General features: G+C 60.2%; 20 protein-coding genes. 9 read left to right on the top strand and 11 right to left on the bottom strand.

The window, feature by feature from the left end; genetic code table 11:
* Window positions 1-211 precede the first annotated feature (211 nt).
* Entirely contained in the window at window positions 212-880 is a 669-nt protein-coding gene (locus AC1DYW_RS32750; protein ID WP_477228941.1) for an ankyrin repeat domain-containing protein, read from the top strand.
* A gap of 28 nt (window positions 881-908) precedes the next feature.
* A complete protein-coding gene (locus AC1DYW_RS32745) occupies window positions 909-1,421 on the top strand; it encodes a YHS domain-containing (seleno)protein (protein ID WP_457154845.1) in 513 nt (170 codons plus the stop codon).
* A gap of 42 nt (window positions 1,422-1,463) precedes the next feature.
* Here the strand turns inward: AC1DYW_RS32745 and AC1DYW_RS32740 are convergent, their stop codons facing one another.
* The gene (locus AC1DYW_RS32740; protein WP_477228940.1) at window positions 1,464-3,680 is read right to left on the bottom strand and encodes an adenylate/guanylate cyclase domain-containing protein; all 2,217 of its coding nucleotides are present in this window, start codon (window positions 3,678-3,680) and stop codon (window positions 1,464-1,466) included.
* A gap of 175 nt (window positions 3,681-3,855) precedes the next feature.
* On the opposite strand from AC1DYW_RS32740, the gene AC1DYW_RS32735 reads away from it, so the two are divergent.
* Entirely contained in the window at window positions 3,856-4,863 is a 1,008-nt protein-coding gene (locus AC1DYW_RS32735) for an AI-2E family transporter (RefSeq protein ID WP_477228939.1), read from the top strand.
* 379 nt (window positions 4,864-5,242) lie between these two features.
* On the opposite strand, the gene AC1DYW_RS32730 is transcribed toward AC1DYW_RS32735, so the two are convergent.
* A complete protein-coding gene (locus tag AC1DYW_RS32730; protein WP_477228938.1) occupies window positions 5,243-7,318 on the bottom strand; it encodes an adenylate/guanylate cyclase domain-containing protein in 2,076 nt (691 codons plus the stop codon).
* On the bottom strand, window positions 7,318-7,491 hold the full coding sequence (locus AC1DYW_RS32725) for a hypothetical protein (RefSeq protein ID WP_477228937.1): 174 nt from the start codon (window positions 7,489-7,491) through the stop codon (window positions 7,318-7,320). Before AC1DYW_RS32725 ends, AC1DYW_RS32730 begins: the two co-directional genes overlap by 1 nt.
* A 1,005-nt stretch (window positions 7,492-8,496) precedes the next feature.
* On the opposite strand from AC1DYW_RS32725, the gene AC1DYW_RS32720 reads away from it, so the two are divergent.
* The gene (locus AC1DYW_RS32720; protein ID WP_477228936.1) at window positions 8,497-9,651 is read left to right on the top strand and encodes a sulfite oxidase; all 1,155 of its coding nucleotides are present in this window, start codon (window positions 8,497-8,499) and stop codon (window positions 9,649-9,651) included.
* A 467-nt stretch (window positions 9,652-10,118) separates the two neighbouring features.
* Here AC1DYW_RS32720 and AC1DYW_RS32715 read toward each other — a convergent pair whose 3' ends face one another.
* On the bottom strand, window positions 10,119-10,589 hold the full coding sequence (locus AC1DYW_RS32715; protein ID WP_477228935.1) for a RidA family protein: 471 nt from the start codon (window positions 10,587-10,589) through the stop codon (window positions 10,119-10,121).
* Window positions 10,586-11,368: an HpcH/HpaI aldolase family protein gene (locus AC1DYW_RS32710; protein WP_477228934.1), complete on the bottom strand. Its 783-nt coding sequence runs from the start codon at window positions 11,366-11,368 to the stop codon at window positions 10,586-10,588. Before AC1DYW_RS32710 ends, AC1DYW_RS32715 begins: the two co-directional genes overlap by 4 nt.
* A gap of 405 nt (window positions 11,369-11,773) precedes the next feature.
* On the opposite strand from AC1DYW_RS32710, the gene AC1DYW_RS32705 reads away from it, so the two are divergent.
* Together AC1DYW_RS32705 and AC1DYW_RS32700 are read left to right on the top strand one after the other, a co-directional pair.
* Window positions 11,774-12,913: an amino acid deaminase gene (locus AC1DYW_RS32705; protein ID WP_477228933.1), complete on the top strand. Its 1,140-nt coding sequence runs from the start codon at window positions 11,774-11,776 to the stop codon at window positions 12,911-12,913.
* A gap of 50 nt (window positions 12,914-12,963) precedes the next feature.
* Entirely contained in the window at window positions 12,964-13,791 is an 828-nt protein-coding gene (locus tag AC1DYW_RS32700) for an SDR family NAD(P)-dependent oxidoreductase (protein WP_477228932.1), read from the top strand.
* Between the two features lie 44 nt (window positions 13,792-13,835).
* On the opposite strand, the gene AC1DYW_RS32695 is transcribed toward AC1DYW_RS32700, so the two are convergent.
* The 6 genes from AC1DYW_RS32695 to AC1DYW_RS32670 all read right to left on the bottom strand — a co-directional run bounded on the left by AC1DYW_RS32695 (window position 13,836) and on the right by AC1DYW_RS32670 (window position 20,261).
* Entirely contained in the window at window positions 13,836-14,579 is a 744-nt protein-coding gene (locus AC1DYW_RS32695; RefSeq protein WP_457154500.1) for a GntR family transcriptional regulator, read from the bottom strand.
* 84 nt (window positions 14,580-14,663) lie between these two features.
* Window positions 14,664-15,674, bottom strand: a complete 1,011-nt coding sequence (locus AC1DYW_RS32690; RefSeq protein ID WP_477228947.1) for an ABC transporter ATP-binding protein — start codon at window positions 15,672-15,674, stop codon at window positions 14,664-14,666.
* Between the two features lie 47 nt (window positions 15,675-15,721).
* The gene (locus AC1DYW_RS32685) at window positions 15,722-16,723 is read right to left on the bottom strand and encodes an ABC transporter ATP-binding protein (RefSeq protein ID WP_457154499.1); all 1,002 of its coding nucleotides are present in this window, start codon (window positions 16,721-16,723) and stop codon (window positions 15,722-15,724) included.
* Window positions 16,720-17,574, bottom strand: coding sequence for an ABC transporter permease (locus AC1DYW_RS32680; RefSeq protein WP_477228931.1), 855 nt, complete (start codon window positions 17,572-17,574; stop codon window positions 16,720-16,722). Before AC1DYW_RS32680 ends, AC1DYW_RS32685 begins: the two co-directional genes overlap by 4 nt.
* 8 nt (window positions 17,575-17,582) lie before the next feature.
* Window positions 17,583-18,602, bottom strand: a complete 1,020-nt coding sequence (locus AC1DYW_RS32675) for an ABC transporter permease (protein WP_477228930.1) — start codon at window positions 18,600-18,602, stop codon at window positions 17,583-17,585.
* A gap of 39 nt (window positions 18,603-18,641) precedes the next feature.
* The gene (locus AC1DYW_RS32670) at window positions 18,642-20,261 is read right to left on the bottom strand and encodes an ABC transporter substrate-binding protein (RefSeq protein ID WP_477228929.1); all 1,620 of its coding nucleotides are present in this window, start codon (window positions 20,259-20,261) and stop codon (window positions 18,642-18,644) included.
* Window positions 20,262-20,646: 385 nt separating this feature from the next.
* On the opposite strand from AC1DYW_RS32670, the gene AC1DYW_RS32665 reads away from it, so the two are divergent.
* From AC1DYW_RS32665 to AC1DYW_RS32655, 3 genes are all read left to right on the top strand, one after another.
* Complete coding sequence (locus AC1DYW_RS32665; protein WP_477228946.1) at window positions 20,647-21,507, top strand: SMP-30/gluconolactonase/LRE family protein; 861 nt, start codon at window positions 20,647-20,649, stop codon at window positions 21,505-21,507.
* A gap of 62 nt (window positions 21,508-21,569) precedes the next feature.
* On the top strand, window positions 21,570-23,027 hold the full coding sequence (locus AC1DYW_RS32660; RefSeq protein WP_477228928.1) for an FAD-binding oxidoreductase: 1,458 nt from the start codon (window positions 21,570-21,572) through the stop codon (window positions 23,025-23,027).
* A 20-nt stretch (window positions 23,028-23,047) separates the two neighbouring features.
* Window positions 23,048-24,592 carry an acetolactate synthase large subunit gene (locus AC1DYW_RS32655; protein WP_477228927.1) on the top strand — a complete coding sequence of 515 codons (1,545 nt, stop codon included), beginning with the start codon at window positions 23,048-23,050 and terminating at the stop codon, window positions 24,590-24,592.
* The last annotated feature ends 252 nt before the right edge of the window (window positions 24,593-24,844 follow it).

Genomic DNA, 24,844 nt, shown 5'->3' with positions numbered 1-24,844 from the left:
CTTTTGCGGACAAGAGCCGCGGCTCGATCGCGAAGCGACAGCGAGCGGCTACTGGCGTGGTGCGGGTGCTGCTGCTGGGCGTGACACAGGACACCTCGCGCGACTTCGACGCGCGTAAAACCTAGAACCCTATGGCTCCGCCGCGCCGAATATATTAGACTGGCCTGATACACGTCCATCCGCGGGCGAGCGGCGCCCGGAGAGTTAGACGATGACGGTCTACAGGCGATTGTTGCTGCCGAGGGCCTTCCCGATCCGGGTCAGGCTTTTCGAAACCGGTTGGCTTCGGCTTGTCAGTCGGGCTCTGGTCGTTGCTTTCATTTCTTGGTTTGCCGTCGGTCCGGTGAAGGCCGGGCCGCTCAACGACGCTGCGCGGGAGGGCGATGCTGGCAAGGTCGCCGCGCTCCTGGCACAAGGCGTCGATGTGAATGATCGCAACGAGAGTCGCGAGACCCCGCTGATCGATGCGGCGCTTGCCGGCAAGACCGAGGTCGCGGTTGCGTTGATCGGGGCTAAGGCCGACATCGAAGCCCGTAACGATCGCGGCTTCACCGCGCTTCATGCGGCAGCCTACTCAGGAAGCTTGGACATTGCAAAATTGCTGCTCGAGCACGGGGCCGAGGTCGACGCGTTGAGCACGCACAAGATCACGCCGCTACATGTGGCAGCAGAAGAGAACCAATCGGCCATCGCGGAGCTGTTGATCTCGCGCGGCGCACAGGTCGAGGCAATCCAGGAATACGGGTACACGCCTCTCAGCCGCGCGACATTCTATCAGAGCACCGACGTGATGGCTTTGCTCAAGAAGCACGGCGCAAAATGCCAACCCAAGGAAACGATGGGGTCGTCGTACAAGGTGTGCATCGCCCTCGGCAACTGACATCGAGAAAGGTTACTGGAGGAGAAACATGACAGATAACTGTTCCAGAACGTTTGACGGTTTGCTTTGCACGGGAGTAGCCACCGCGTCCCTCTTGCTCTTCGGCGTTGGGGCATCCTTCGCGGGCGACGGGGTGAACACCGGATATTTCGGCAACGCCGCCATACAGGGCTACGATCCGGTGGCGTATTTCACCGACGGTCGTGCGACCATGGGTTCGCCGAAGATCTCGAAGAAGTGGCTCGGGGCGACGTGGTATTTCGCCAGCGTCCAACACCGCGATGCCTTCATTTCCGAGCCGGTGCGCTACGCCCCCCAGTTCGGCGGCTTCTGCACAGGGGGAATGTCAGCGAAGGAGGCATCTGCGAACCTTGACCCGGAAGCCTTCCGCATCGTCGATGGCAAGCTCTTCCTGTTCTCCGGAAAGGGGGGCCTGGAGGAAGACTTCGATGCCAACCCGGCGCCTGTCATTGCGAAAGCGGAAGCCGAATGGCCCGCAGTGGAGGCGAAGGAATTCGAGGCTAGAGCGGCCGCCAACTAGCTCCGGCGCGATGTCGTGAGCCCGCAAGTAGAATGGCGCCCGTCACGGAGACACTGAGAAATACCAGACTGTGACGGAGTCCGGCCAAGCGTACTCGTCCTGCGTATCGCCGCGTCCTTGTGGATTGCGATAGACCGGGGCGCAGAACTTGCGGCCGAGCAAGGTCGCGGTGGATTGCGTGCAGAAGAGGTCGCCGTCCATGCTGGACGTGCCGGTGATGATGCTGCTTTGCGAGCTCAGTGCGACATCCCCATTTGCACTCAGCTCCATGACGAACGCTGCGCCATTGTGTTGATGTCCTACCCATGTCCGATCGCCCGTTAGGGCTCGGATCGCGGCGGCGCCCAGGCGGTCCTCTTCCCGCCCGCGAAAATCGAAGCTCCGCTCGGGAATCCCCGCGGCGCGAAGGGCGCCCAGCCGGTGATCGAGGTCCACTTGCCGCCGATGGTGGGCGTAAACGACACGATAACCAGCGAGGTTCTGTTCGGGCATCTTTTTCAGGATTGCTGCGGCCGCATCGTGCGCCTCGGCCATGCGGCCAAGCCGCGCATTTGCCATGGCCAGCGTTTCGAGACCAAGGTCGGTGCGCTCTTCCGGCTGGACCTCGCTCAGCGCCTGCAAGGCCTTCTCGTACTGATGGTTCATGTAGAGCACGAAGCCGTAATAGTCGAAGACCTGGGCGCGCGGCTTGGGATCGAGCCGCAACACGCGTTCCATCGCTGCCAGCGCCTCCAGGTTCTGTCCTGCGTAGGTCAGCACGATCGCCTGATTGAGCTCCGCCTCCGCGCCGTTCGGGTCCAGCGCGACGGCTTTTTGGACCGACGCGATCGCCTGGTCCCATTCGCTATCCAGCATCTGTAGAATGCCGAGCACAGCATAGGCGCGCGAGGACAGCGGATTGAGCTCCAGCGCCCGCCCTGCCGCTTCGTAGGAGCGCTGGCGAGCGACGGCGCTGAGCATGAGCACCTGGTAGTCGAAGCCGAGCACGTCCACCGTGGCGCGGGCATAGCCCGAGTAAGCATCTGCAAACGTAGGATCGAGCTTGATTGCGTTTTGATAGAGGGAGAGAGCCTCCCCGAGAGATTTGTAGTCGATTGCATACACTTTCTGCTCGGCTCGGATATAGAAATCGTATGCTTCCAGATTTTGGGTCGGGAGGCGGGCGATTTGAGTTTTTTCGCCTGCTGTCAAACGTACCGAAAGCGCCTCAACGATTCGCTCGATCACTTCGTCCTGAAGGGCAAATAACTTGGAATAGTCCCGGTCGTAGCGCTCGGCCCAAATGTTACTTCCTGTTTTGGCGTCGATGAGCTGGACATTGATGCGGACCGAATCTCCCTCCCGGCGGACGCTCCCCTCTACCACGTAACGGACGTTCAACTGCTCCGCGATCTTGTCGAGATCGAGGGATTGATCCTTGAACGAGAACGAGGAGTTGCGGGCGATGACGAGCAGCCCCGAAATCTTCGAGAGGTCGGTGATGAGATCGTCTGCGAGCCCCTCAGCAAAATAGTCCTGGCCCGCCTTCTCGCCGAGATCGGTAAACGGCAACACGGCAATGGAAGGCTTGCCCGCCACCGAACCGGTCAGGTTGGAACCGTGGTCAGACAGGAGGGCAACCGCCTGCGGCCAAAAAAACATGCCAGCCATCAGCGCCAGAAAGAGCGCCGCAGCGGCGATACTCACAAGCCATCGCCGAGAGCGCGACTTCCTGGTTCCTCCGGTCTGTTCCAGCAGCACGCGATACGCACGGACCCGCTCTGGAATGTTCTTGAGGCGCTGTTCGCCGAGCGACTTGAAAGTCAGGCCGAGCTTGTTGTGGGCCTGGTCGTAGGCCGTTCCCGAGATGACGATGCCGCCCGGATCGCTCAGTCCTTCCAGGCGGGCTGCGATGTTGACGCCGTCGCCGTAGAAGTCGTCCTTGTCGGGGATCACGTCACCAAGGTTGATCCCGATGCGGAACACGATCTGGGTATCTTCGGGGACACCGAGGTTCTGCTGCGCGGTGACCCGTTGGATTTCAACGGCGCATGCTAAGGCATCGACGACGCTCTCGAACGCGACCAAAGCGCCGTCGCCCATGAGCTTGACGATGCGGCCATGGTAGCCCTCGATCGAGGGTTCGATGAATTCGCGCCGGAGCGCCTTGAGCCGCGAGAGTGTGCCCATCTCGTCCAGCCCCATCAGCCGGCTGTACCCCACCACGTCGGCCGCGAGGATAGCAACCAGCTTCCGTTCGAGATGTTGTACCTGTTCCACAGCGCATGACTATAGGGAAAGCCTTATGGCAAGACCATATGCCGGAGGTTAGCCAGGGCGGTGGCTATCGACCTGACTAGCGTCACAAACGTATTGGGCGCTTGTTCGCTTGCGCATCACCGGGTATCCAATTAACTGAAACCGAAGAGGACTTGGTTGCCTCTGCAGGTGAAAAGTGCTGACCTTCCCAGGGTTCTATCTCGCGTCGTGCCTGCTCGCGCTTGTCGCGCTCGTCGCCGTTCTCGAGCTCGGCCTGCTTCCGGCACTGCTTTCGGGCCTTCTCGTGTTCAACCTCGTTCATTTCGCCGCACCGATGCTCCATCGAATCGGGGTCTCCAGCAGCCTGACGAAAAGCCTTGCGCTGACCTTGGTGGCATTGATTTTCGTGCTCCTGATAGCCGCTGCGATCTTTAGCGGCGTGTCGCAATTGACTGGCGGTTCGGAGAACGTCGTGACACTCCTCAAGAAGATGGCCGAAATCATCGATACCGCGCGCGTCCATCTCCCAACTTGGGCGATGGACTATTTTCCGTCGAACATCGAGGAACTGGAAGTCTTCGCTGCCCGATGGCTCCGCGAGCATGCCGGCCAGCTTCAACTCGTCGGTCGGGATTTCGGCGTCCTGGTGGCCCACATTATCGTCGGCATGGTGATCGGCGGCTTGATCGCGGTAAGCTCGGTGGCGCCATTGGGCGAGCGCGGCCCATTGGCGGACGCGCTGGCGGATCGTGTCAACTTACTGAGCAAGGCCTTTCGCAACATCGTGTTCTCGCAAATCCGGATTTCGGCGTTGAATACGTTTCTAACTTCGATCTATCTCGTCGCTGTTCTGCCGTCCTTCGGCATCGATCTGCCATTCATCAGGACGATGATAGCGCTGACATTCGTCGCCGGCCTTCTGCCGGTCATCGGCAATCTGATCTCCAATACGGTGATCGTGGTTGTCAGCCTCAGCATCTCCTTCCTTGCAGCGCTAGGCTCGCTTGCCTTTCTCGTCGTCATTCACAAGCTCGAATACTTCGCAAACGCCAAGATTATCGGTTCGCGGATCAATGCGCGTGCCTGGGAGCTTCTTCTGGCGATGGTTTTCATGGAGGCATGGTTCGGTATGCCGGGTCTTGTCGCTGCGCCGATCTATTATGCCTATCTGAAGGCTGAACTGACGATGCGCGGGCTGATCTAGGGTTACAGCAGCTGGCGATTTGGTGACGCAAGCATGCCGTGCGCGAAGACAGAGCTTGAGCTTGAACCACGATTGCCGTTCCATAGATTATGTTCTGCGACTTCAGCGACCGGCTAAAGCGCCAGAAGCAGCCAATCTGATGCGACTTCGCACATGATGGCAGTTGGCCGAAAGCGGAATGGCGGGCTCTGGGCGTCCGAAGGACGACAGCGGACGTTCTGCCTAGTCAGACCAAGGTCTGGAGCTGATCTCAAGGCCGCATATGCAATAAAGAAGAATCGAGCGACAATCATCCCGCAGAAATATGCGTTCGGCGATTAATTGTTCGCCAAGCCCGAAGGCGCAAATACCTATGGCTGCGCGTTTGTGAGTTCACGCCCTAGTTCGCCACGGAGAATGCAATGAGATTCCAATGGTGCAGCCAGTAATATTCGTTTTGTTCCGCGCGCGTGCCGTTCGGATTCCGAAAGATCGCGGCACAGGCCCTTGTGTCCCTGAAATAGAAACAATCCCGGTTGCCCTCGAAATGCGCATGCCCGCCGCTGTCGGCAACATCACCCCATGTGTAGGCATAGGTCGATCCATCTGCCGACGCTGTGACGCTCCACGGGACCCCGCTCTTGAAATCCTTCGCCTGCATAGTGCCGGCGTTCGTCGCGCCGTCCAGCACACGCCCGGCGATCGTATGGCCGAACATCAGCCGGTTCATCTCGTCGCCGTTCAGCCTGTCCGGCGATCTCGGATCGAAGTCGAACGGCAGCTCCGGAATACCGGCCTTGAGCAGCCCCTCCTGAAAGCGCATGACGTCCTCGAGCTTCATGTAGGTCATGTTTTGGGCGGCCAGCAGAACAGTCATTCCACCCCCGTCGCCATAGGCTTTTGAGTAAGCTAGGATCCTTGGCAGGAGCGAAGCGGCCTTGTCGGTCGCGCCGAGATGCCCATAGGCAGACATCAGCGGCAGCAAGTCGCCGTATTCGGGGTTTGTGCCCAGCGCGACGTTCTTCTCCAGAGAGGCTACCGCTTCCGGGTATTTTCCAAGCGAGAACGCGGCCAGGCCGCGCAGCCAGTTCGGCCATCCCCCGTCGCGCGGATCGACGCGAAGCGACGCCGCCACATAGGCGAGCCCCTCGTCCGGATGGCCGGCGAAGATCTGTGCCAACGCCATTTCGCGGTAGTTCCAGACGTCGCTCGGATCGAGCGCGATGGCGTGCTCCAGAGCATCAATCGACGCGTCCGCCTGCCAACTGAACGTGTGCTTTCGAGCGATCAGTTGATAGGCGTTCGACGAAGGATGCTTCAGCGCTTCCTGAAGCGCGCCCCAGGCAAGATGCAAGGTCTCGATATGACCCGTGCCAAGCGCCCGCTCCCTCTCTTCGTTGCCGGCCGATTGATCATAGATCCAAGCAAGCTCGGCCAGGGCCTTGCCGTAACCCGGATCGAGTGCGATCGCCCGCTTGAAATGCGCCAGCGCGCCGACGAAGTCCTGAGGCGAGCCGCGACCCTCGAGCTCCAGTCCCTGAAGATACGCTTCATAGGCCGCTGGATTGCCCGTGCTGCCAGGGGTCGTATCGCCCGCGGCCCGAACGAGGCGAAGCTCCAGTGCCATCGCAACGTTGTCGACAACCCTGTTCTGCAGGGTGAGCACATCGCTCCAGGCACCGTCGAAGCGCTCGGCCCACAAATGCGTCCCGGTGGTCGCATCGATCAGCTGCGCATTGATGCGCACGTCGTCGCCCGCACGACGAACGCTGCCCTCCAGGATGTAGCGGACGTGCATCTCCTTCGCGATCTGATCCGGCCGGATCTTCTTGTCCTTGTAGGTGACCGCGGCCGTGCGCGACATGACGAGAAGGCCGGGCACGCGCGCCAGCTCAGTGGTCAGGTCCTCGCTCATGCCATCGGCGAGGTATCCCTGTTCCTTGTCGTCGCTCAGATTGTCGAAGGGCAGCACCATCATCGACGGTTTGGCATCGGCGGTCGTCGCCGGCCACGACCACCACGCGCCACCACCCGCCAAGAGCACAACCAGGACCGCGACCGCGACAGACGGTATGAGCCAGCGAGGTCGGGTCGATCTGCGCGGCAAGGCGTGCACCATGCCATCGATCCGCGCGCGGTAGACGTGCACTGGCCGGGTGATGTTCTTCACCTGCTGCTCGCCAGCATCGTCGAACGCGATGTCGATCTTGCCTTGCAGCTGATCGTAGGCGGCGGCTGAAACCAGCAGGCCGCCGGACGGGCAAATCTGTTCCAGCCGCGCCGCGATATTGACCCCGTCGCCCATCAGATCGTCGCCCTCGACGACGACGTCACCCAGATTGACACCTATGCGGTAGGCGATCCGGCGTTCCGGAAGCATGTCGCGTTGTTGTGCGCGCGCGTCGCGCTGGATGGTCACGGCACAAGCGACAGCATCGACCACCGAGCCGAATTCGACGATCGCGCCGTCGCCCATCAGCTTGACGATGCGGCCGTTATGCTCGGCGATTGCGGGATCAATGACGTTGGAGCGAGCGATCGGATCGCGGCGAGCGTCGCTTTTTCGTCCGCCTCGATCAGGCGCGAGTAGCCGACGATGTCGGTGGCCATGATGGCGGCCAGTCGCCTCGCTTCCCGACGTTCCTGCATCGCGGCCCTCCCACGGCGCGCCGCCAAGACGTGCATTATAGAGGTTTGAAGCCTCCGGCGCGACAGGCTTTCACGAGGCTGTCCTAAGTCGCGCAGGCAAGTCCGCATATTTCGGCAACGCATTATTTTCGAAATTTCGGGGACGGGCACAAAGTCGACGGCTACGCAAAGCGGCCTCCGAAATCCAATTTGTGCCAGCATCCGCGCAAACCAGAGCGATCCGTGCGTCCGATGATTGCGTCATGCGACGCTCGCAACTGAACGGGCGCAATAGGTTTGAGCGCGACCTTCGCGGCATCACTGACAAGGGTCCGGAGGTCGCGCAGCGCACCATACACGCGGAGCTCATAGCTGTGCTTGCATGGGGTGGGAGGCGCGAAACTCAGCCGCACCGATTCAATGTTCCAACCGCTTCCAACGGTCCTTCCAACTGGAGTGCTCCAACGCTTTCCAAGGGTTCCCAACCAGCAAACCCGCAGTTCCAACGGTTGTGTGTTCCAACCATATCTAAAGATATGGCCGCTCAAGACCGGCCAATCAGATATTGGTGGTCCGGTGCCACCATGGCGCCGATGCCGCCCAAGGTGGCCCGTGGCCTCGTGGGCTGCGCCGGTTATGTCGGCGTCCAAGCAAACCCGAAGCGTAGCTCTTGGCTCCTGCCGCTTAGCTGATAATCCTCGCTAACGGGCATGAGCAATGAGCGCCAGACGCGGACTAATACCTCCCCCGAGCAGCAAATGGCAGGGATGGAATCGGCCTAGAACGCCACAAAGTTATCACGTCCCGTCCAGGTTGTGGACACTTCCTCTTCGAAGGCGCACTCTCCTAGGACGAAACCCGAGCAGAGTTTCGTCCAATGCTTCACATGCTTGAGATGCCTCGCTGATTGCCTGACTGTCCGGAGATCCGGGTGGGGCAGTCGTTCATTGTGCGCCTGTCCGTGATCAGGCTACGGCCCAATACGCACGCTGCAGCCCGTTCCGGATCAACTGGGAGGAAAACAGCATGCCTCATCTTCAACGCAGAGAACTTATTCAAGGGAGCGTGGCTCTTGCCGCAATCGCCGCCCTTCACGCCTCGCGGGCTTACGCTTTTCCGACACGGCCCGGCGAGGAAGTCGTCAAATGGCTCGATCAACTGCCACCGAACCCGGTGCCAGAGGTCATCAAGAATCAGATTGTCTGGGAGGACCTCGATTCATGGGTGACACCCAATGACAAGTTCTTTTCAATCGCGCATTTCAACAGGCCGGTGATTGAGGAAAGCACGTGGAAGCTCGAAATCGCCGGCCTGGTCAAAAAGCCGATGGCACTGACGCTTGCCGACATCAAGGCCCGGCCGCGCGAGGAAGTCACCTTCACAATCGAATGTTCAGGCAATACCGGCCTGCCGTTTTTCAACGGCGGAATCGGCAATGCCCGCTGGGCGGGTACGCCGCTCGCCCCGATCCTGAAGGAGGCCGGGGTCCTCGACAGCGGCATCGAGGTCGTCTTCTGGGGCACAGACGAAGGCGAGATCAAACGAGCCGACGAGGTCACGTTCAAGCAGAATTTCGCGCGCAGCATGTCGCTGGCCGACGCCATGGATCCAAAGAACATCCTTTGCTACGAAATGAACGGAACTTCCTTGCCGGCCGACAACGGCTTCCCGCTGCGGCTGATAGCGCCGGGCTGGTACGGGATCGCGAACGCGAAATGGCTCAAGCGCATCGAGGTGCGCGACCAGCGCTTCGAGAGCCGGTTCATGGGACGCGACTACGTCACGGTCCGCGAGGAAGACCATAATGGCGAGACCGTGTGGGCGGAAACCTCCGTCGGACGGGCACGCCTCAAATCGGCGCCGGCCCGGGTGACCCATCTCGGCAGCGACTACCGGATCGTCGGAGCCGCCTGGGGTGCGCCGATCGACCGGGTCGAGGTGAAGATCGACGATGGGCCGTGGATGCCGGCGACCATTGACGGCACCGATGAGGCGGAGTTCGCCTGGAAGATGTGGTCTCTGGACTGGCCCAAGCCGTCCGCCGGGGAGCACACAGTCACCTCGCGCGCGATCGATAAGAGCGGCAACATTCAGCCGGCGATGAGCGATCCGTGGATTGCCAAAAAACACACCTATTGGGAGAGCAACGGACAGGTGACCCGCCGTATTCAGGTCAGTTGACGGCTCGGCGCCGCGAGCGAAGCCGCCTGGAAAGCTGCGTGGCGACGGGATTGAGTGCGACCCCGTTGCGCCCGTGGGCATAGCTGGTTGCATAGGGCGGTGCGGTCGCAGAAATGATTGATTAGGTCGATGGAGGGTGGCGTACTGAGCCCAGCGCCGCGCCCTGTTTTTGTATCACAATAGGTAGCACACTGATGGCGTTTGTCTTACTCTGGTGACCGCCGAATCCGCCCCCATAGAGAAACACCCACCTTGGATGTTGTCGCATCTATCGTGCGCCCCTCCTCCGCGAAGCAAATGTTCTTTATCAAAAGAAACTGGTTGGCCCGGAGGACGTATCAATAATGTTGATTTTATTGAGTTTTTTCGTGGACCAAGTCAGAAATCTTCCCGCATCGTTTCGTATGGCTCCGTAGCCAAACAGTCGAACTAGCGACCAATATGCGTCCTTTCGCGTCGATCAGACGCTATTGCGAAAGCGCAACTACCATTTCGATTTCCACTGTGATGTTGTTGGGGAGCGAACCTGCACCTTTTGCAGAACGTGAGTGCATACCGCGCGCTCCAAAGATTGAAACAAGCAGGTCCGAACATCCATTCACGACGGCAGGATGGCCGGTAAAATCTGCAGCCGCGTTCACGAATCCGAGCACCCTGACGATCTCTGCGACACGGTCGATTGAGCCCGCCGCTGCATCCGCGACGGATAGCAGATTGAGCGCGGCCAGCTGCGCATGCTGGTACGCTTCGCCCACGCTAACGTCGAGCCCGACCTTGCCCGTATGTCTCACGCCTTCATGGCTCACAGGGCCTTGTCCGGAGAGGAAAAGCAGGTCTCCATGTCGCTTGTACGGCAGGAAGTTGGCGACCAGCTTTCTTGGCGGCGGCAGCGTCAAACCGAGCTTTCTCAACCTCTCCGATGGCGCCTCGAACATCATCGGGCTGCTTCGCCGGCAGCCGTCTGAATTTGCCGGACCGTTTCCTGAGCGATCCTGCCAAGGAGGGTGGCATCGCTGGTTATGGTAATGATACGGAATCCGAGCCCTATCATACGCCCGGCATAGGCAGGGGCGGCATTGTGAAGACCCGCGATCAGACCACGCCTGCGGGTCTCTTCTATGATCCTCGCATAGATATCCAGGATCTCCGGCTCTTCCCTATCCAGTGTCGGGGACATTCCGAAGGACAGGCCCATGTCGCTCGGGCCGACATAGACGCCGCTGATCCCAGGTACATCCAGAATTTCTTCGAGATTATCGGCCGCTTGCCGCGTCTCGATCATGGGCAGAACCAGCAGCTCATCATTGGCGAACCCTTGATAGTGATTGCCTGGTTCGCCATAGCCGCCAGCGCGGACAGGACCGTTCGAGCGATCTCCTTTTGGCGGATAAAGACAGGCTGCGACCAAGGCCCTGGCTTCCTCCGCGGTGTTGACCATCGGGCAGATGACACCCCACGCTCCGGCATCAAGAACCTTGCCGATGATACCAGGCTCGTTCCAGGGCACGCGAACCATGGGCGTCACGGGATATGCGCCCATGGCCTGAAAACATTGAACCATGCTGAGATAATCCTGCACGCCATGCTGCAGATCTACCGTCACACTGTGCCAGCCGGCTCGTGCCATGACTTCCGCGGAAAAACCGGAAGGGATTGCGAGCCAGCCGTTCAGGCAGGCCCTGCCGGCCGCGAGCCGGGCTTTGAGGGCGTTCTTCAAGAAAATCTCCATCGAGGTTCAGTGAGCGCGGCGCCAGCCATCATTAACCGAGGATAGGCATTTTTGAAATATCAAAATTAGGCAATCCTCTCGCTTCCTGACTGTGTCCGAGTTTAATGAAGACCTTCACGTTCTCTGCGGAGTGCGATTTTGTCGCCTCCGGCGCAATTTCGACGAGAACTCCTACTTGCTCAAGCAGGCTGGAGAATGTAACAATCATATATCAAAATAGGTTGTCGACCGATGCTCTCGCTTCTAAACTCCATGGATCTCCCCTTGTCCTCCCTGGACAAAGGCGTCCCCCCAGTGAGCGGGCCTATACCGATCGACGATGTCGCGGCGAAACACTGGAATCTCCTTCGGGAAGATCTACCGCTCCCTGTTGCGGTCCTCAGGGACAAGGCCGTGCGCGACAACAGCGCATGGATGAAATCCTTCCTGGCCGATGCCGGCGCGGTGCTCTCGCCGCACGGCAAGACCACGATGTGCCCTGCCCTGTTCGACCTCCAGCTTGCCGATGGAGCCTGGGCGATTACCGTTTCAACGCTGCATCAGATCCAGGTCGCCCGCAGCTTCGGCGTCAAGCGGATCTTCCTGGCCAACCAGCTCATCGGACGGCAGGCCATCGACTATGTGATCGGCGAACTGGCGGCCGATTCGAGTTTTGAATTCCTGTTTCTGGCAGACTCGCAGGAGAACATCCGCGCGATTGCAGACGCCGCCCGCGAGGCAGGATCGAGCCGCCCCCTGCAAGTGCTGGTCGAACTCGGTTATCCCGGCGGTCGTACCGGCTGCCGCAGCCGTGACGAAGCCCTGGATCTCGCTCGTTACATCGGGAGCACCGAGGGCCTGCTCGCGCTTCGCGGCATCGAAGGCTTCGAAGGCCTCCTTAAAGGCGCCGACAATGGGGCGACTTTGACGCTTGTCGAAAACTTTGTCGGGCAGATGGTTTCACTTGCGCGCCTTTGCGACGCCGAAAATCTGTTTGCGGCAGATCCGATCATCCTGAGTGCCGGAGGCTCCGCCTTCTACGATGTGGTGGTCGAAGGACTGGGAGCCGCGGCATTGTCGCGGCCGAGCATGGTTCTGGTGCGATCCGGCTGCTACATAACGCACGATTCCGTCCTTTACGCCAAAGCCGTCGATGCACTCAGGGAACGCAATCCCGAGCTTGCCAACTCTCGCGGTGGGCTTACGCCGGCCCTCGAAGTCTGGGCCTACGTGCAATCCCGGCCGGAGGACGAAAAGCTGATTGCCGGGCTCGGCAAGCGCGACGTTTCCTACGACGACCAACCGGTGGCGCTGACGTGGTTTCGGCCTGGAAGCGGTATGGAAAAGCCGCAGAAGCTATCGCCGGACCATATCGTCACGCGGCTGAACGACCAACACTGTCACATGACCATCCCGGCGGCCTCGCCGCTCACGGTTGGCGACATGGTCGGCTTCGGCATCTCGCACCCGTGCCTGACCTTCGACAAATGGCGCGTACTGCACGTCGTTGACGAGAACTACCAGGTGATCAGTTCGGTCCGCACCTACTTCTAGCAAGTTTACCGTCCAGGCCGCAGCGCCTGACCGCAACAGACAGAGGCAAAATGAAACCGTCCAAACCAAAGGTCTTTCTCATCACCGGCGCGGCAAGCGGCATCGGCGCGGCTCTCGCCAGGCTGGCCGCCGAAGCCGGCAACACCGTGGTGCTGGCCGACATCAACCTGCCCGGCGCCACGACGGTTGCGAAGTCGATCGGTCCCGCCGCCTCAACGGTCAAACTGGACATCTGCTCGTCAGAGCAGTGGGACCAAGTCCTTGATCATGTCTGGGAAAAATTCGGACACCTCGACGTTCTGGTGAACAACGCGGCGATCGTCCACACGGGCTACGCCCGTGACCTGACGATGGAGAAGCACGAGGACACGATGCGGACGAACTTCTTCGGCCCCGTAAGGGGCATGATGGCCGCCTTGCCGAAGTTCAAGGCGCAGGGACACGGCCACCTTGTCACCGTCTGCAGCATGACGGCATTCCTGCCCTTTCCTGGCATCGCGAGCTATGCGGCGGCAAAACACGCGCTTCGTGCCTATCATCTTGCCCTCGCGCTCGAAGAGCGCGGCAGCCCGGTGAAATTCACGATCGTCCATCCGACCTCGACCGAAACACCGATGCTCGACAAGGAAGCCGAAGACGACGCAATGGCCCTGTCCTTTGCCGGAACGCCGGTTACCGCGGAGTTTGTCGCCGGCATCGTCCTGGAAGCCATTCGGAAGAATACGATCGAGGCCTTCGCGCCGCTCGAGCGCGGCAAGGTCGTCAAGAAGCTTGGCGCCAGTCCGCGCAATCTTTGGAAGATGATGGACCGGAATGCGGTAATAGGTGCAGAGAAGCTCAAGGCGCGGCGCGCGACGAAAGCGACACCCTCAAAATAGGGCCGAGACCCACCGCGCCAACGCGGCCGCCGACAGCGGACCGATCAAGCCTCGGCTTTCTTGCGCCGAGACTTTTTCACATGCCCTGCATTGGCCTCATTCTTGATCTTCTCGAGGATCACATAAGACCCTTCGCGCAAATCCCGGACGACCAGTTCGCCGGTTTCGCCGGGTGCCCGGCGTGCGAGAGCGTCGATAATCAGCAGATGCGGATGCACGCTGTGGGCAGCGCTGCGCACGAGAGGATATTGATTGTTCACAAACGGGCCGGCCAGCAGCCACAGATTTTCAATGCAGCGCACCAGCACATCATTGCCCGAAGCCCGGTAGATGGTGAAATGAAACTCCTGGTTGGCCGCCAGGGCTTCCTTCCAGCGTTCCTGGTTTTCGGATTGAACGAACCTGTCGTGTAGCGCCTTCAGGGTTTCTATGTTTTCCTCGCTGATGTGGACGGCGCCCAGCTCGGCGGCCAGACGTTCGAGCGGCGCCCTGGTCTCGCGGATGTTGATGTACTGCGGAATGGTCAGGACCGGCACGCGAGGCTGATGGCCAAGCCGCAATTCCAACGCGCCCTCGCGAACGAGTTGGACGATTGCCTCACGCACCGGGGTTGGAGACATATCGTAGTTGGCAGCAAGCCGGCGAATATTGAGCCGGCTCCCGGGCTCGTATTGTCCGGTCATCAAATCGATGCGCAACCGCGCGTAGATGCGCTCCGACAAACTGTCGCGGTTTGCATCGGGCCCCTCAGGCTCCAGATCGATTTCTTCCATCGCTGGGGAGTTCATGACTGCTCATCAGACGGGGTCAAACTGCAGAAGCTCTTTCTCCCATAGCATAAGTGCGCAGGCGTTCCATCGCTGCGCTGACGCTCAGGACAAACCTTGTCCCGTGTCTGGCTCAGGAAAATGGCAGGCGAAAGTAGACTTGCCTATCGTGCGCAGCACAGGCTCTTCGGTTGCGCATAGTTCCTGTGCCTTCCAGCATCGGGTCCGGAACCTACAGCCGCTTGGCGGCGCGGCAGGACTCGGCAAGTCCCCCTTCAAGACGATCCGCTTTCGCTGACGCTCGCTCCTTGGATCGGCTGTTGGCACAGCCGAAAGCAAGGCGAGGGTGTAGGGATGTCTGGGGCTATCAAAAATCTGTTCCCTTGGCGCGAGTTCGACGATCTTTCCAAGATACATGACCGCGACCCGGTTCGAGATGTGACGAACCGTAGAAAGGTTGTGCGCGACGAAAAGGTAGGAGAGACCAAGCCGTTCCTGCAAATCCGCGAGCAGGTTCAAAATGCCGGCCTGAATGCTGACGTCGAGCGCAGAGACCGGCTCATCCAGGATCACCACCTTGGGATTGACCGCAAGCGCGCGGGCAATGCCCACGCGTTGCCTTTGACCGCCTGAAAGTTCGTGCGGGAAGCGCTGAAGATGCTCCATACTCAGTTTGACCAGGTCGACAAGTTCGTGAAGGCGATCCAGTCGTTGCTTCTTCGTCATCTCAAGGAGGCCCAGAGGCTCTGAAATGATCTCGCCGATCCGCATGCGCGGATGAAGAGATGCAAACGGATCCTGAAACACCACCTGCAGATGCCGGCGCTGCCGCCGCATCTCTTCCTCACTGAGCTTTGCGAGATTCACGCCATTAAGGAAGACCTCTCCCGAGGTCGGCGGAGACAGCCGCAGGATGCAGCGCGCTAGCGTCGACTTGCCACAACCGGATTCGCCGACAAGCCCCAGCGTCTCTCCTGTCGCCAGATCGAAACTTACTCCGGCGACCGCGCGGATGACCGGCGCGCTCTTCGATCCCGAGAAAGCTCCGCCGGTGCCGAATTCCTTGACCAGGTTTTTGACCGAAAGCAGTACTGGTACCTCTCCCTGCGAAGGCATTTCGTCGCCGGTTTGATTGGGTGCCGAACCATCGCGGACGGCCGATGTCATGCCGTTTTCCTTCGGCTGTGGTACTGCGGCAGCATCGATGCCAAATGGCATGCCACATCCGAGGCACCGGCCTTCATCAACAATGGCGATTCGCTCCGGCACCGATCGACAGCGAAATGGCAACGCGGATTGAACGCGCAACCCGACGGCATGGTCTGAGCCGTCGGCGGAGCACCGCCGATGTCGATGAGACGGCCGATCTCGCCTTTCATCTCGGGAAGCGAGCCCAACAGGCCGCGGGTATACGGATGGCCGGGCTGATCGAACAGATCATCGACGGCGGCACGCTCGACGATCGATCCGGCATACATCACCGAGACAGCTTCGGCCATACCGGCGACAACGCCAAGATCATGCGTGATCAGAACCAGCCCGGTGCCCTGCTGGCGGCAGAGCTGCTTCAGGAGTTCCAGGATCTGAGCCTGGACCGTGACGTCGAGCGCCGTCGTCGGTTCATCGGCGATGATCAGGTCCGGCTTGTTCGCGATCGCGATGGCAATCACCACACGTTGACGCATTCCGCCGGAAAATTCGTGCGGATATTGCTGCATGCGCCTTTCCGGAAACGGTATCGCGACTTCGAAAAGCAGCCCAAGCGCCTGGTCATGCGCCTGTTTCGCCGAGAGCGTGGGATTGTGGATGCGTATCGCCTCCACGACCTGGTCTCCGACCGTCAGCACCGGGTTCAAGGCGGTCAGCGGATCCTGGAAGATCATCGACATTCTGGAGCCGCGCAGTTGCTCGAGTTTCTTCGCCGGGCAGCCTATCAATTCGCTGCCGAGCAATTTCACCGAGCCGCTGATGCGAGCGGACCGCGGCAAGAGTCCCATGACAGCACGCATGGTGATGCTTTTGCCGGATCCGGACTCGCCAACCAGGCTGATGATCTCGCCCTTGCGAATGGAGAACGACACACCACGCACGGCGTCGACATATCCGAACGGCGTGTCGAAAGCGATCTTGAGATCCCGGACATCGAGGAGGGGCTCATCCTTCATGAATGCTTCCTCGGATCCAATATGTCGCGCACCCGGTCGCCGATGAAATTCAGCGCCAGCACGACACTCAGAATGGCGATCCCAGGGGCTGCCGCGATCCACCAGTAGTAGAAGTTGACCGCGCCGTCCGAGACCATCGCCCCCCATTCGGGTGCCGGCGGTGCGGCTCCAAGTCCGATGAAGCTCAGCGAGGCCGCCAGCAAAACGACCTGGCCGAAATCCATCGTCGCGTTGATCAGAATGGGCGTCCAGCAAAGCGGCAGAATGTAGCGGATGAGCAGCCGGCGCGGCTTGACACCAGATGAGATGGCGGCATCGACATGCTCCATCTGCTTGACGCTTATGACCTGCGCCTGCATCAGCCGCGTGTAGAGCGGCCACCAGACGGCAATCATCGCCAGCGTTGCGGTCCATAGGCCGGGTCCGAGAGAGGCAGCTACGGCCATGGCCAGAAGCATGGGCGGAAACGACAATGTCACGTCGACCAGACGCATGATAAGCGTGTTGGTCCAGCCGCCAAAGAAGCCGGCGATGGCACCGAGCAGACTGCCAAAAACAGCGCCGACCGAGACAACGAGCAAAGCGATGGGGATCGAATAGACAGCGCCAGCCATGGTGCGCGAAAACACATCGCGGCCGAGCGCGTCGGTACCTAACAGGTGAGCAAAGCTTGGCGGCTGCAGGCGCCGGCCGACCATGTCGAGCGGTGCGTAAGGTATCCAGTATCGCGACGTCAGCGCAGCCATGATCCAGAACAGGATGATGACAAGGCCGATATAGCCCGGCACCACGGACCAAAGGTCGCGGCGGCGGCGGCGCTGCCGGGATGGGGCGAAAACGATATTGACCATCTCGCCGCCTATTGGAGTTTGATTCTTGGATCGACCAGCACGTAGGTAAGGTCGGTCAAGAGATTGGTCAGCAGGAACGCGGCGCCACCAAGCATCGTTACGCCCATGATCGCCGGATAATCCAGGGCTCGCGCCGAATCCACGGCGTATGAGCCTATGCCGGGCCATGAGAAAATGGTCTCGGTCAGAACAGCGCCGGTGATCAGGAAAGCGAAGGAATAGCCGATCACGGTGATCGCCGGGATGAGTGCATTGCGCAGCGCATGATGGAAGAGGACGCGCCTGCTGCTCGCGCCCTTCGCCTTGGCCATCATGATGTAGTCCTGGCCGAGCACATCGAGCATGCTCGCCCTCACCAGCCGCGAGATAATGCCGGTGATCGACCAGCCGAGGACAGCGGCCGGAAGGATCAGATGCGACAAGGCCTCGAAGAAGCTGGACATGTTGCCGTGCAGCACCGCGTCGACGGTATAGAATCCCGTAATTGGATCGAGAGGCGTGGAACGTGAATCGAGCCTGCCTGGTCCCGGCAGGATGCCAAGCTGCACGGAGAAGATCGACAGCACCGCCAGACCCGACCAGAAAACGGGAAGCGAGGAGCCGAGCAGCGCGAACAACCTGACCAGGTGATCGACGATCGTGTCTCGCATTCTGGCCGCCAGCACGCCCAGTAGAATGCCTGACACCGACCCGACAAGCAGGGCAGCGATGACGAGTTCAAGCGTGGCCGGCAGACGCGCCAGGAGATCCTGCGAAACCGGCCGCTTGGTGCGAAAGGAGATGCCGAGATCGCCGGTGACGACGTTCTTGACATAGAGGACGTATTGCTCGACCGGGCTCTTATCGAGCCCCCACCTTGCCTTGGCGGCCGCCACCGCCTCCGGATTGCTGAGCTGGCGCTCCGGCAGGATCGACGACAATGGATCGGCCTGTGTGCCGTGCGACAGGATGAAGGCAACGGTCAGAACACCAAGCAGTAGTGGCGGCAGCCCAATCAAGCGACGAAAGACGTATCGGTAGGCTTGCATGGATTCGAACTCTCGATCAGGCCACTCCGCGGCTCGGCGCTATTTCTTGATGCTGAGGTCCTGCAACGGCAGCACTGACGTAACGCTGTACTTCATGCCTTGCACCTTGCTGCTGTAGGCAAGTACCGTGTCCGGCCCGACCAACGGGACGATGACGCGATCCTTGATCATCTCCAGGGCGATCTCGTTGTAAAGCTTATCCCGCGCCTCGGTGGGCGATGCGACGGCTTTGTCCAACAGCTCCTTCTCCTTCATGTTGGTGACGCCCTGCACCCGATCCGCTCCCGAACGCTTCAGCCAGCGCGTGCCTGGGATCATTCCGAATGTTTTCACATACTGGTCGGTGCCGTAATAGTCGGGCGCATAGAAGGATGCCGTCAGCGATGTCCCGTCGCCTTTGACGGTGTCCAACCAGACGGGGAAGGTAACCGGCTTCAGTTGGAGCCGGATGTTGACCTTGGCCAGGTCCTGCTGGACGAGCTGCATCAAGGTCGACATGTCGACGCCATAGTAATTCTCGTTCGGAAACACGGACTCGATGTCAAACCCGTCCGCCAGTCCCGCTTCCTTGAGAAGGGCTTTTGCCTTCTCCACGTCATGGACGGGCACCGGCAGACCGTCGGTTCCGGGGAACCCGTTTGGGATCGCCACCGGCACCATCTTGCCGGCACCGCCGATGGTGAAGTCGATAATGCCCTGGTAGTCGAGCGCGTAGGCGATTGCCTGGCGGACTTTTGCGTCCATCGGCACCTTGTTGGATTTCGCTCCCGGGCTGATCGCCATGTAGATGAAATTGTACGACGGAACAGTCTCCACGGTAACGCCAGGCGCGTTGATCGTCTTGGCGGTGTCGGGCGCGATCTGCATGGCGATGTCGACATCGCCACTCTGCAGCACCTGCGCCTGGGCAACCGAGTCCTTCGTCTGCTTGATGACAATCTCATCGATGGCAGCCGGCTTGTCCCAATAGGCCGCGTTGCGCTTGAACCGCAGTTCATCATTGGGGCTGTAGGATTCCAGGGCATAGGGGCCACTCCCGGCGGAATTGGCGAGGAACCAGGGCTCGGCGGAGTCGGTGGCGGCGTCATCCTTGCCAGCCTTGGCGCCATGCTCGATGGCAACATGGCTGTTCACGATGCCAGCATATGGCGCAATCACCTTTCCCAGAAATTCGGAGTCGGGCTGGGAGAGTTTGACGACGACCGTATGGGCATCCGGCGTCTCGATTGATTTCACCGTTTCGAACAGCCAGGCCATGCCGCCCTGCAAATAGGTCAGCCGCTCCCATGACCATTTCACATCCTTGGCTTCGACCGGCGATCCATCGGCAAAAACAGCCTTCGGATTGAGGTGGAAAGTGAACTCGGTGTTGTCGCCATTGACTTCCCACTTCTGCGCCAAGGCCGGATTGATGGTCTTGTTGTCGTCGCCGAGGCGCACGAGCGTCTCATAGACGGCATAGAGGAAGATATTGCAGGTGTCGCAGGAGGTCCGCGCCGGATCGAGCGAGTTGACCGCCAGGTTGCGCGCAATGATCAACGGCTTCTCCTGCGCCGACACGCCGCCAAGCGAGGAGGCCACCATCACAGCCATCGTGGTCGACAGAAGCATGGTCCGGATTGCACGCCCGGTTCTGGGCATATCAGCTGTTTTGATCATTGCTCATTCCCCTTGTTGTCCGCCTGATTCAATTCAGATGGCTTGATTTGATATATCATAAATGCCAATCAGGAACGGCTGTCAATCTCTTTTTTGGCCGACAAGACACACACCCGGCGACCCAGAGCGTTTCGCGATGAAACCCTTCCTGTTAAGCGATTCCGGAGATTAATCGCTGATTTCTGGCTACGTACAAGACCGCTCGCCGCGGGTAGCTTTATCCAGAATCCCACCGAAAAACTCCCCTTTCCAAGAAATATGACCGCCCCAGCGGAGATCGACAGTCGACAAGCCCAGCAATTTTGCTATATCAAATGCCGAGATGACACCGGATGCCGACGTCCTGGAGTGCAAGGTGGAGATAGACGTGCCGACAACAACCAATATGTTCGAGACCTGCATCGATTTCGGGCTCGAGATTGGCGAGAGTCCGGTATGGGATCCCGTTCGTTCCATCCTCTGGTTCGTCGACATCCTGCGCCCTGCCATCTACAGCCTTGACCCCACCTCCGGGACCGTCGCGCACCACAAGATGCCTTGCGAGGTCGGGAGCATCGGCATGGCAGAGGCAGGCCAACTCGTCGTCGCCTTGCGCAGCGGCATCCATCTCTTTGATCCGGCAACGCAGCGTCTGGATTTTCTGGTCCATCCAGAGCCGGAAATGACCATGAATCGTCTCAACGACGGAAAGGTCGGACCCGATGGCTGTTTCTGGGTCGGCAGCATGCATGATGCAGTGCCAAGGGCGCCTTCAGGTGCCCTTCATCGCATCACGCTCGATGGACGCAGCAGGAAAGTCCTCGATGGGGTTTACGTCTCGAACGGACTGGCCTGGAGCCCGGATGGACGGACCATGTATCACGCTGACTCGCGTGGGCCTTTCATCCAGGCGTTCGATTTTGATGCAGCGACCGGAAACATCTCGAATGGCCGCATCATCGCCCTTCTCGACGAGAGCAAGGGCCTGCCGGACGGCGCGGCCGTTGATCAGGACGGCACGTACTGGAGCGCTGGTGTTTCTTCGGGGCGGCTCAACAGAATAGCGCCGGACGGCTTAATGCTCGAACCGGTGGCTGTCCCGCTCGATGCACCCACCATGCCCTGCTTTGGGGGCAGCGATCTGCGAACCCTCTTTGTGACATCCCTCTCCCCGATTGCCTCCGGCACGACCAGCAGCGGCTCGCTGATAAGCTTCAGGGTGGCCGTGCCTGGAACACCTGTCGGGCAGTTCGGCTCCCCCCGTTGAGGCGCATCGACTTTCGCCGGCGCACCGATGCGCTCCAACCCTAGCGAAGCAATGGAACGAGAATGTCAGCCATCCAGATCGACCGCCATGTTGCAGACCTACGCGCCATCCTTGGCGACAATGGCGTGCTGACCGCCACCGACATGGCCGCTTATGAAGGCGGCGCCCGCTTCGATCAGGGAAAGTCAGCCTTCGTTGTTCGCCCGGCGACGACGCAAGAGGCTGCTGCCGCAATCTCCTATTGTGTGCGAGAGAGGGTCCATATCGTACCGCAGGCGGGAAACACCGGGGTGGTCGCGGCATCGACACCCGATGCCAGCGGCCGGCAGGCGGTTCTGAGCGTCGACCGGATGACCAGACAATTCGAACTCGACCTCGACAACCGATCCGTTCGTGCCGATGCAGGAATGCGGCTTTCAGAACTCAATGCGCGATTGGAACCACACGGACTGTTTTTCCCCATCGATCTCGGTGCCGATCCGCGGCTGGGCGGCATGCTAGCGACCAATACCGGAGGCGCACGCTTCCTGAGATTCGGCGATGTCCGAAAGAATACCCTTGGCATGACAGTCGTCCTGGCGGACGAACACGGAACTGTCCTCGACCTGAATTGCGACCTGCGCAAGAACAACACCGGTGTCGACTGGAAGCAATTGTTCATCGGCACGTCAGGTGCCTTCGGCCTGATCACGGAATGCGTTCTCAATCTGGAGAGGGTTCCCCGCCAGACGGCGGCAGCACTTTTGGTGCCAAAGGATCCGGCCAAGGTCATGCCGCTGCTCAATGCCATGGAAGCAAGGCTTGGCGCTTGCCTGACCGCCTTCGAAGGCATGTCGGGGAATGCGATCGCGGCGACTTTGGCCCATATCCCGTCCCTTAGGAACCCGTTCCAGGGCGGCGTGATACCCCATTATGTCATTCTGGCCGAGATCACGCGCAGTTGGGACCCACGTAAGGGCGAGCAGCCTCTCTCCGAGACACTGGAAAGCGTGCTCGCTGAGATCTGGGAAAGCGAGGATTGTCCGCTGGAAGATGCGATCATCGGGCCACCGCATGAGATCTGGTCACTGCGGCATGCGATTTCCGAAGGGGTCAAGCATCTGGGCAAGCTTGTCGCTTTTGATCTTTCGTTCCGCCGTGGCCAACTGATGGCGTTCTGCGAACGAATGGCGATCGACATCCCGCAGAAATTCCCAGACGTTTCCATCTGCGATTTCGGCCATATCGGCGATGGCGGTGTGCATTTCAATCTGGTTGCGTCGAAGGACGGCACCAGTGCCGCCGACAGCACATTCGAAAGACGCGTCCGCGACTGGGTGGTCGATATCGTCGTCAATGACTTCGGCGGCAGCTTCAGCGCCGAGCACGCAATCGGCCGCAAGAACCAAGCCTACTACGATGCCTACACACCCCAGAAACTCAAGGATCTCGCTTCCGCCCTCAAAGCCGTCACGTCTCCCTCCGGGATCGGCGTAGCGCGCTACCACGGAGCCCAACCAGCCTCTGAAGCCGCATCTTGAGAGATGGAACGGAAAAAGCCATGAACGGTGCCGAGAGCCTGGTCAGAACCTTGCTGGCGTGCGGGGTGAACACATGCTTCGCCAATCCGGGAACCAGCGAAATGCACTTCGTCGCGGCGCTGGACCGGATTGTCGGCATGCGCTGTGTGCTTGGCCTGTTCGAAGGCGTTGTGACGGGTGCTGCGGACGGCTATGCACGAATGACCGGCAAGCCAGCAGCAACCTTGCTGCATTGCGGCCCGGGCCTGGCAAACGGTCTCGCTAACCTTCACAACGCACGCCGCGCGAACACGCCAATCGTCAACCTGGTGGGCGATCAGGCGACCTATCACCGCCCGCTCGACGCACCGCTGACGGCCGATACCGAAGGCTGGTCGCGTCCGGTTTCGCGATGGGTCAGGACATCAGCGAGTTCGCGCACGGTAGGAGAAGATGCCGCGGCCGCCGTCGAAGCCTCGCTGCAGAGTCCGGGCGGCATAGCTACCCTCATATTGCCGTCGGATGTCTGCTGGAGTACCGGCGGCATTGTGGGGTCGTCCCGTCCCGTATCCAGCGCTCCGCAGGTGAGCCCCGACGCCGTGGTGACAGCGACGCGCCTGCTGCGGTCCGGCCGGCAGACGGCGATCATTCTTGGCGGCATGGCGCTGCGGGCGCCGCAGCTTGAACTCGCAAGCAGGATCGCCGCCGCAACCGGTGCGAGACTTTATGCGCCGGTTTCGAATGCCCGCATCGAACGCGGCGAAGGGCGATATCCGGTCACGCGACTGCCCTACTCCATAGACCAGGCCGTGAAGGTGCTATCGGACGTTTCAAACGTCATCCTGGTGGGCGCAACGCGTCCGGTGGCGTTCTTCGCCTACCCAGACAAACCTGCTTCGGCCGAGCCAAGGGATGCCGTCATACATGTCCTTGCCCGACCGGAACACGATCTGAACGACGCGCTTTTACGGCTTGCGGACGAACTGGGCGCTGCTGATCATGCGATCTCTCCAACCGCCAGGGAAAAGCCATCGCCCCCGACCGGAACGGTCATCTCGCAGGCGGTCGCACAAGTGCTGAGCGCCCTTCTACCCGAGCAAAGCGTCATCGTCGATGAGAGCGTCAGTTTCGGTCGCGATTTCTTTTCCGGCACAAAGGGTGCGGCCCAGCACGACTGGCTGCAGCTTACGGGCGGCGCAATCGGTGCAGGTATTCCTCTTGCCACGGGAGCGGCAATTGGCGCGCCCGGCCGACGGGTCGTGAGCCTGCAAGCGGACGGGTCCGCACTTTATTCCGCACAAGGATTGTGGACACAGGCACGCGAAGATCTGGACGTCACGACGATCATTCTTTCCAACCGCAAATACGCAATTCTCCTCGGCGAGTTTGCAAATGTCGGAGCCAATCCCGGGCGCGTCGCGGCGGACATGATGAGCCTGGAGAACCCGTCGATCCGCTGGATCGATCTGGCGAAGGGATACGGCGTCGAAGCAGCGCAGGCGGTGACGATGGGGCGTTTTGCGGATCTGGTGAAAATGTCATTTCGACGCACGGGACCATTCTTGATTGAACTTGTTATTCCCTGATTGCCGCAGGTATCCCACACCCTAGGCAGCTGAGTTGAGCGCATGGCTATCGGCGATTCAGCCGTGTCCTCGCCTTCAAGCCCGACACATCGACAGTCGCTCAATCGGGACTTCTCGCGTTGTGCTAGGCTATAGGCTGGCATATCCCAGGTTCAGGCTCTTATGCCCCGCTTGGCTGGCAGGTTCAGTCCCTGAAAAACTAGCCAAGGTCGGTAGGGCCACTAGCCACCCACCCGCTCACCCCGGAACCCG

The sequence above is a fragment of the Mesorhizobium sp. P2_D5 genome (assembly GCF_056404355.1).
This window is presented reverse-complemented; position numbering and strand designations above follow the sequence as displayed.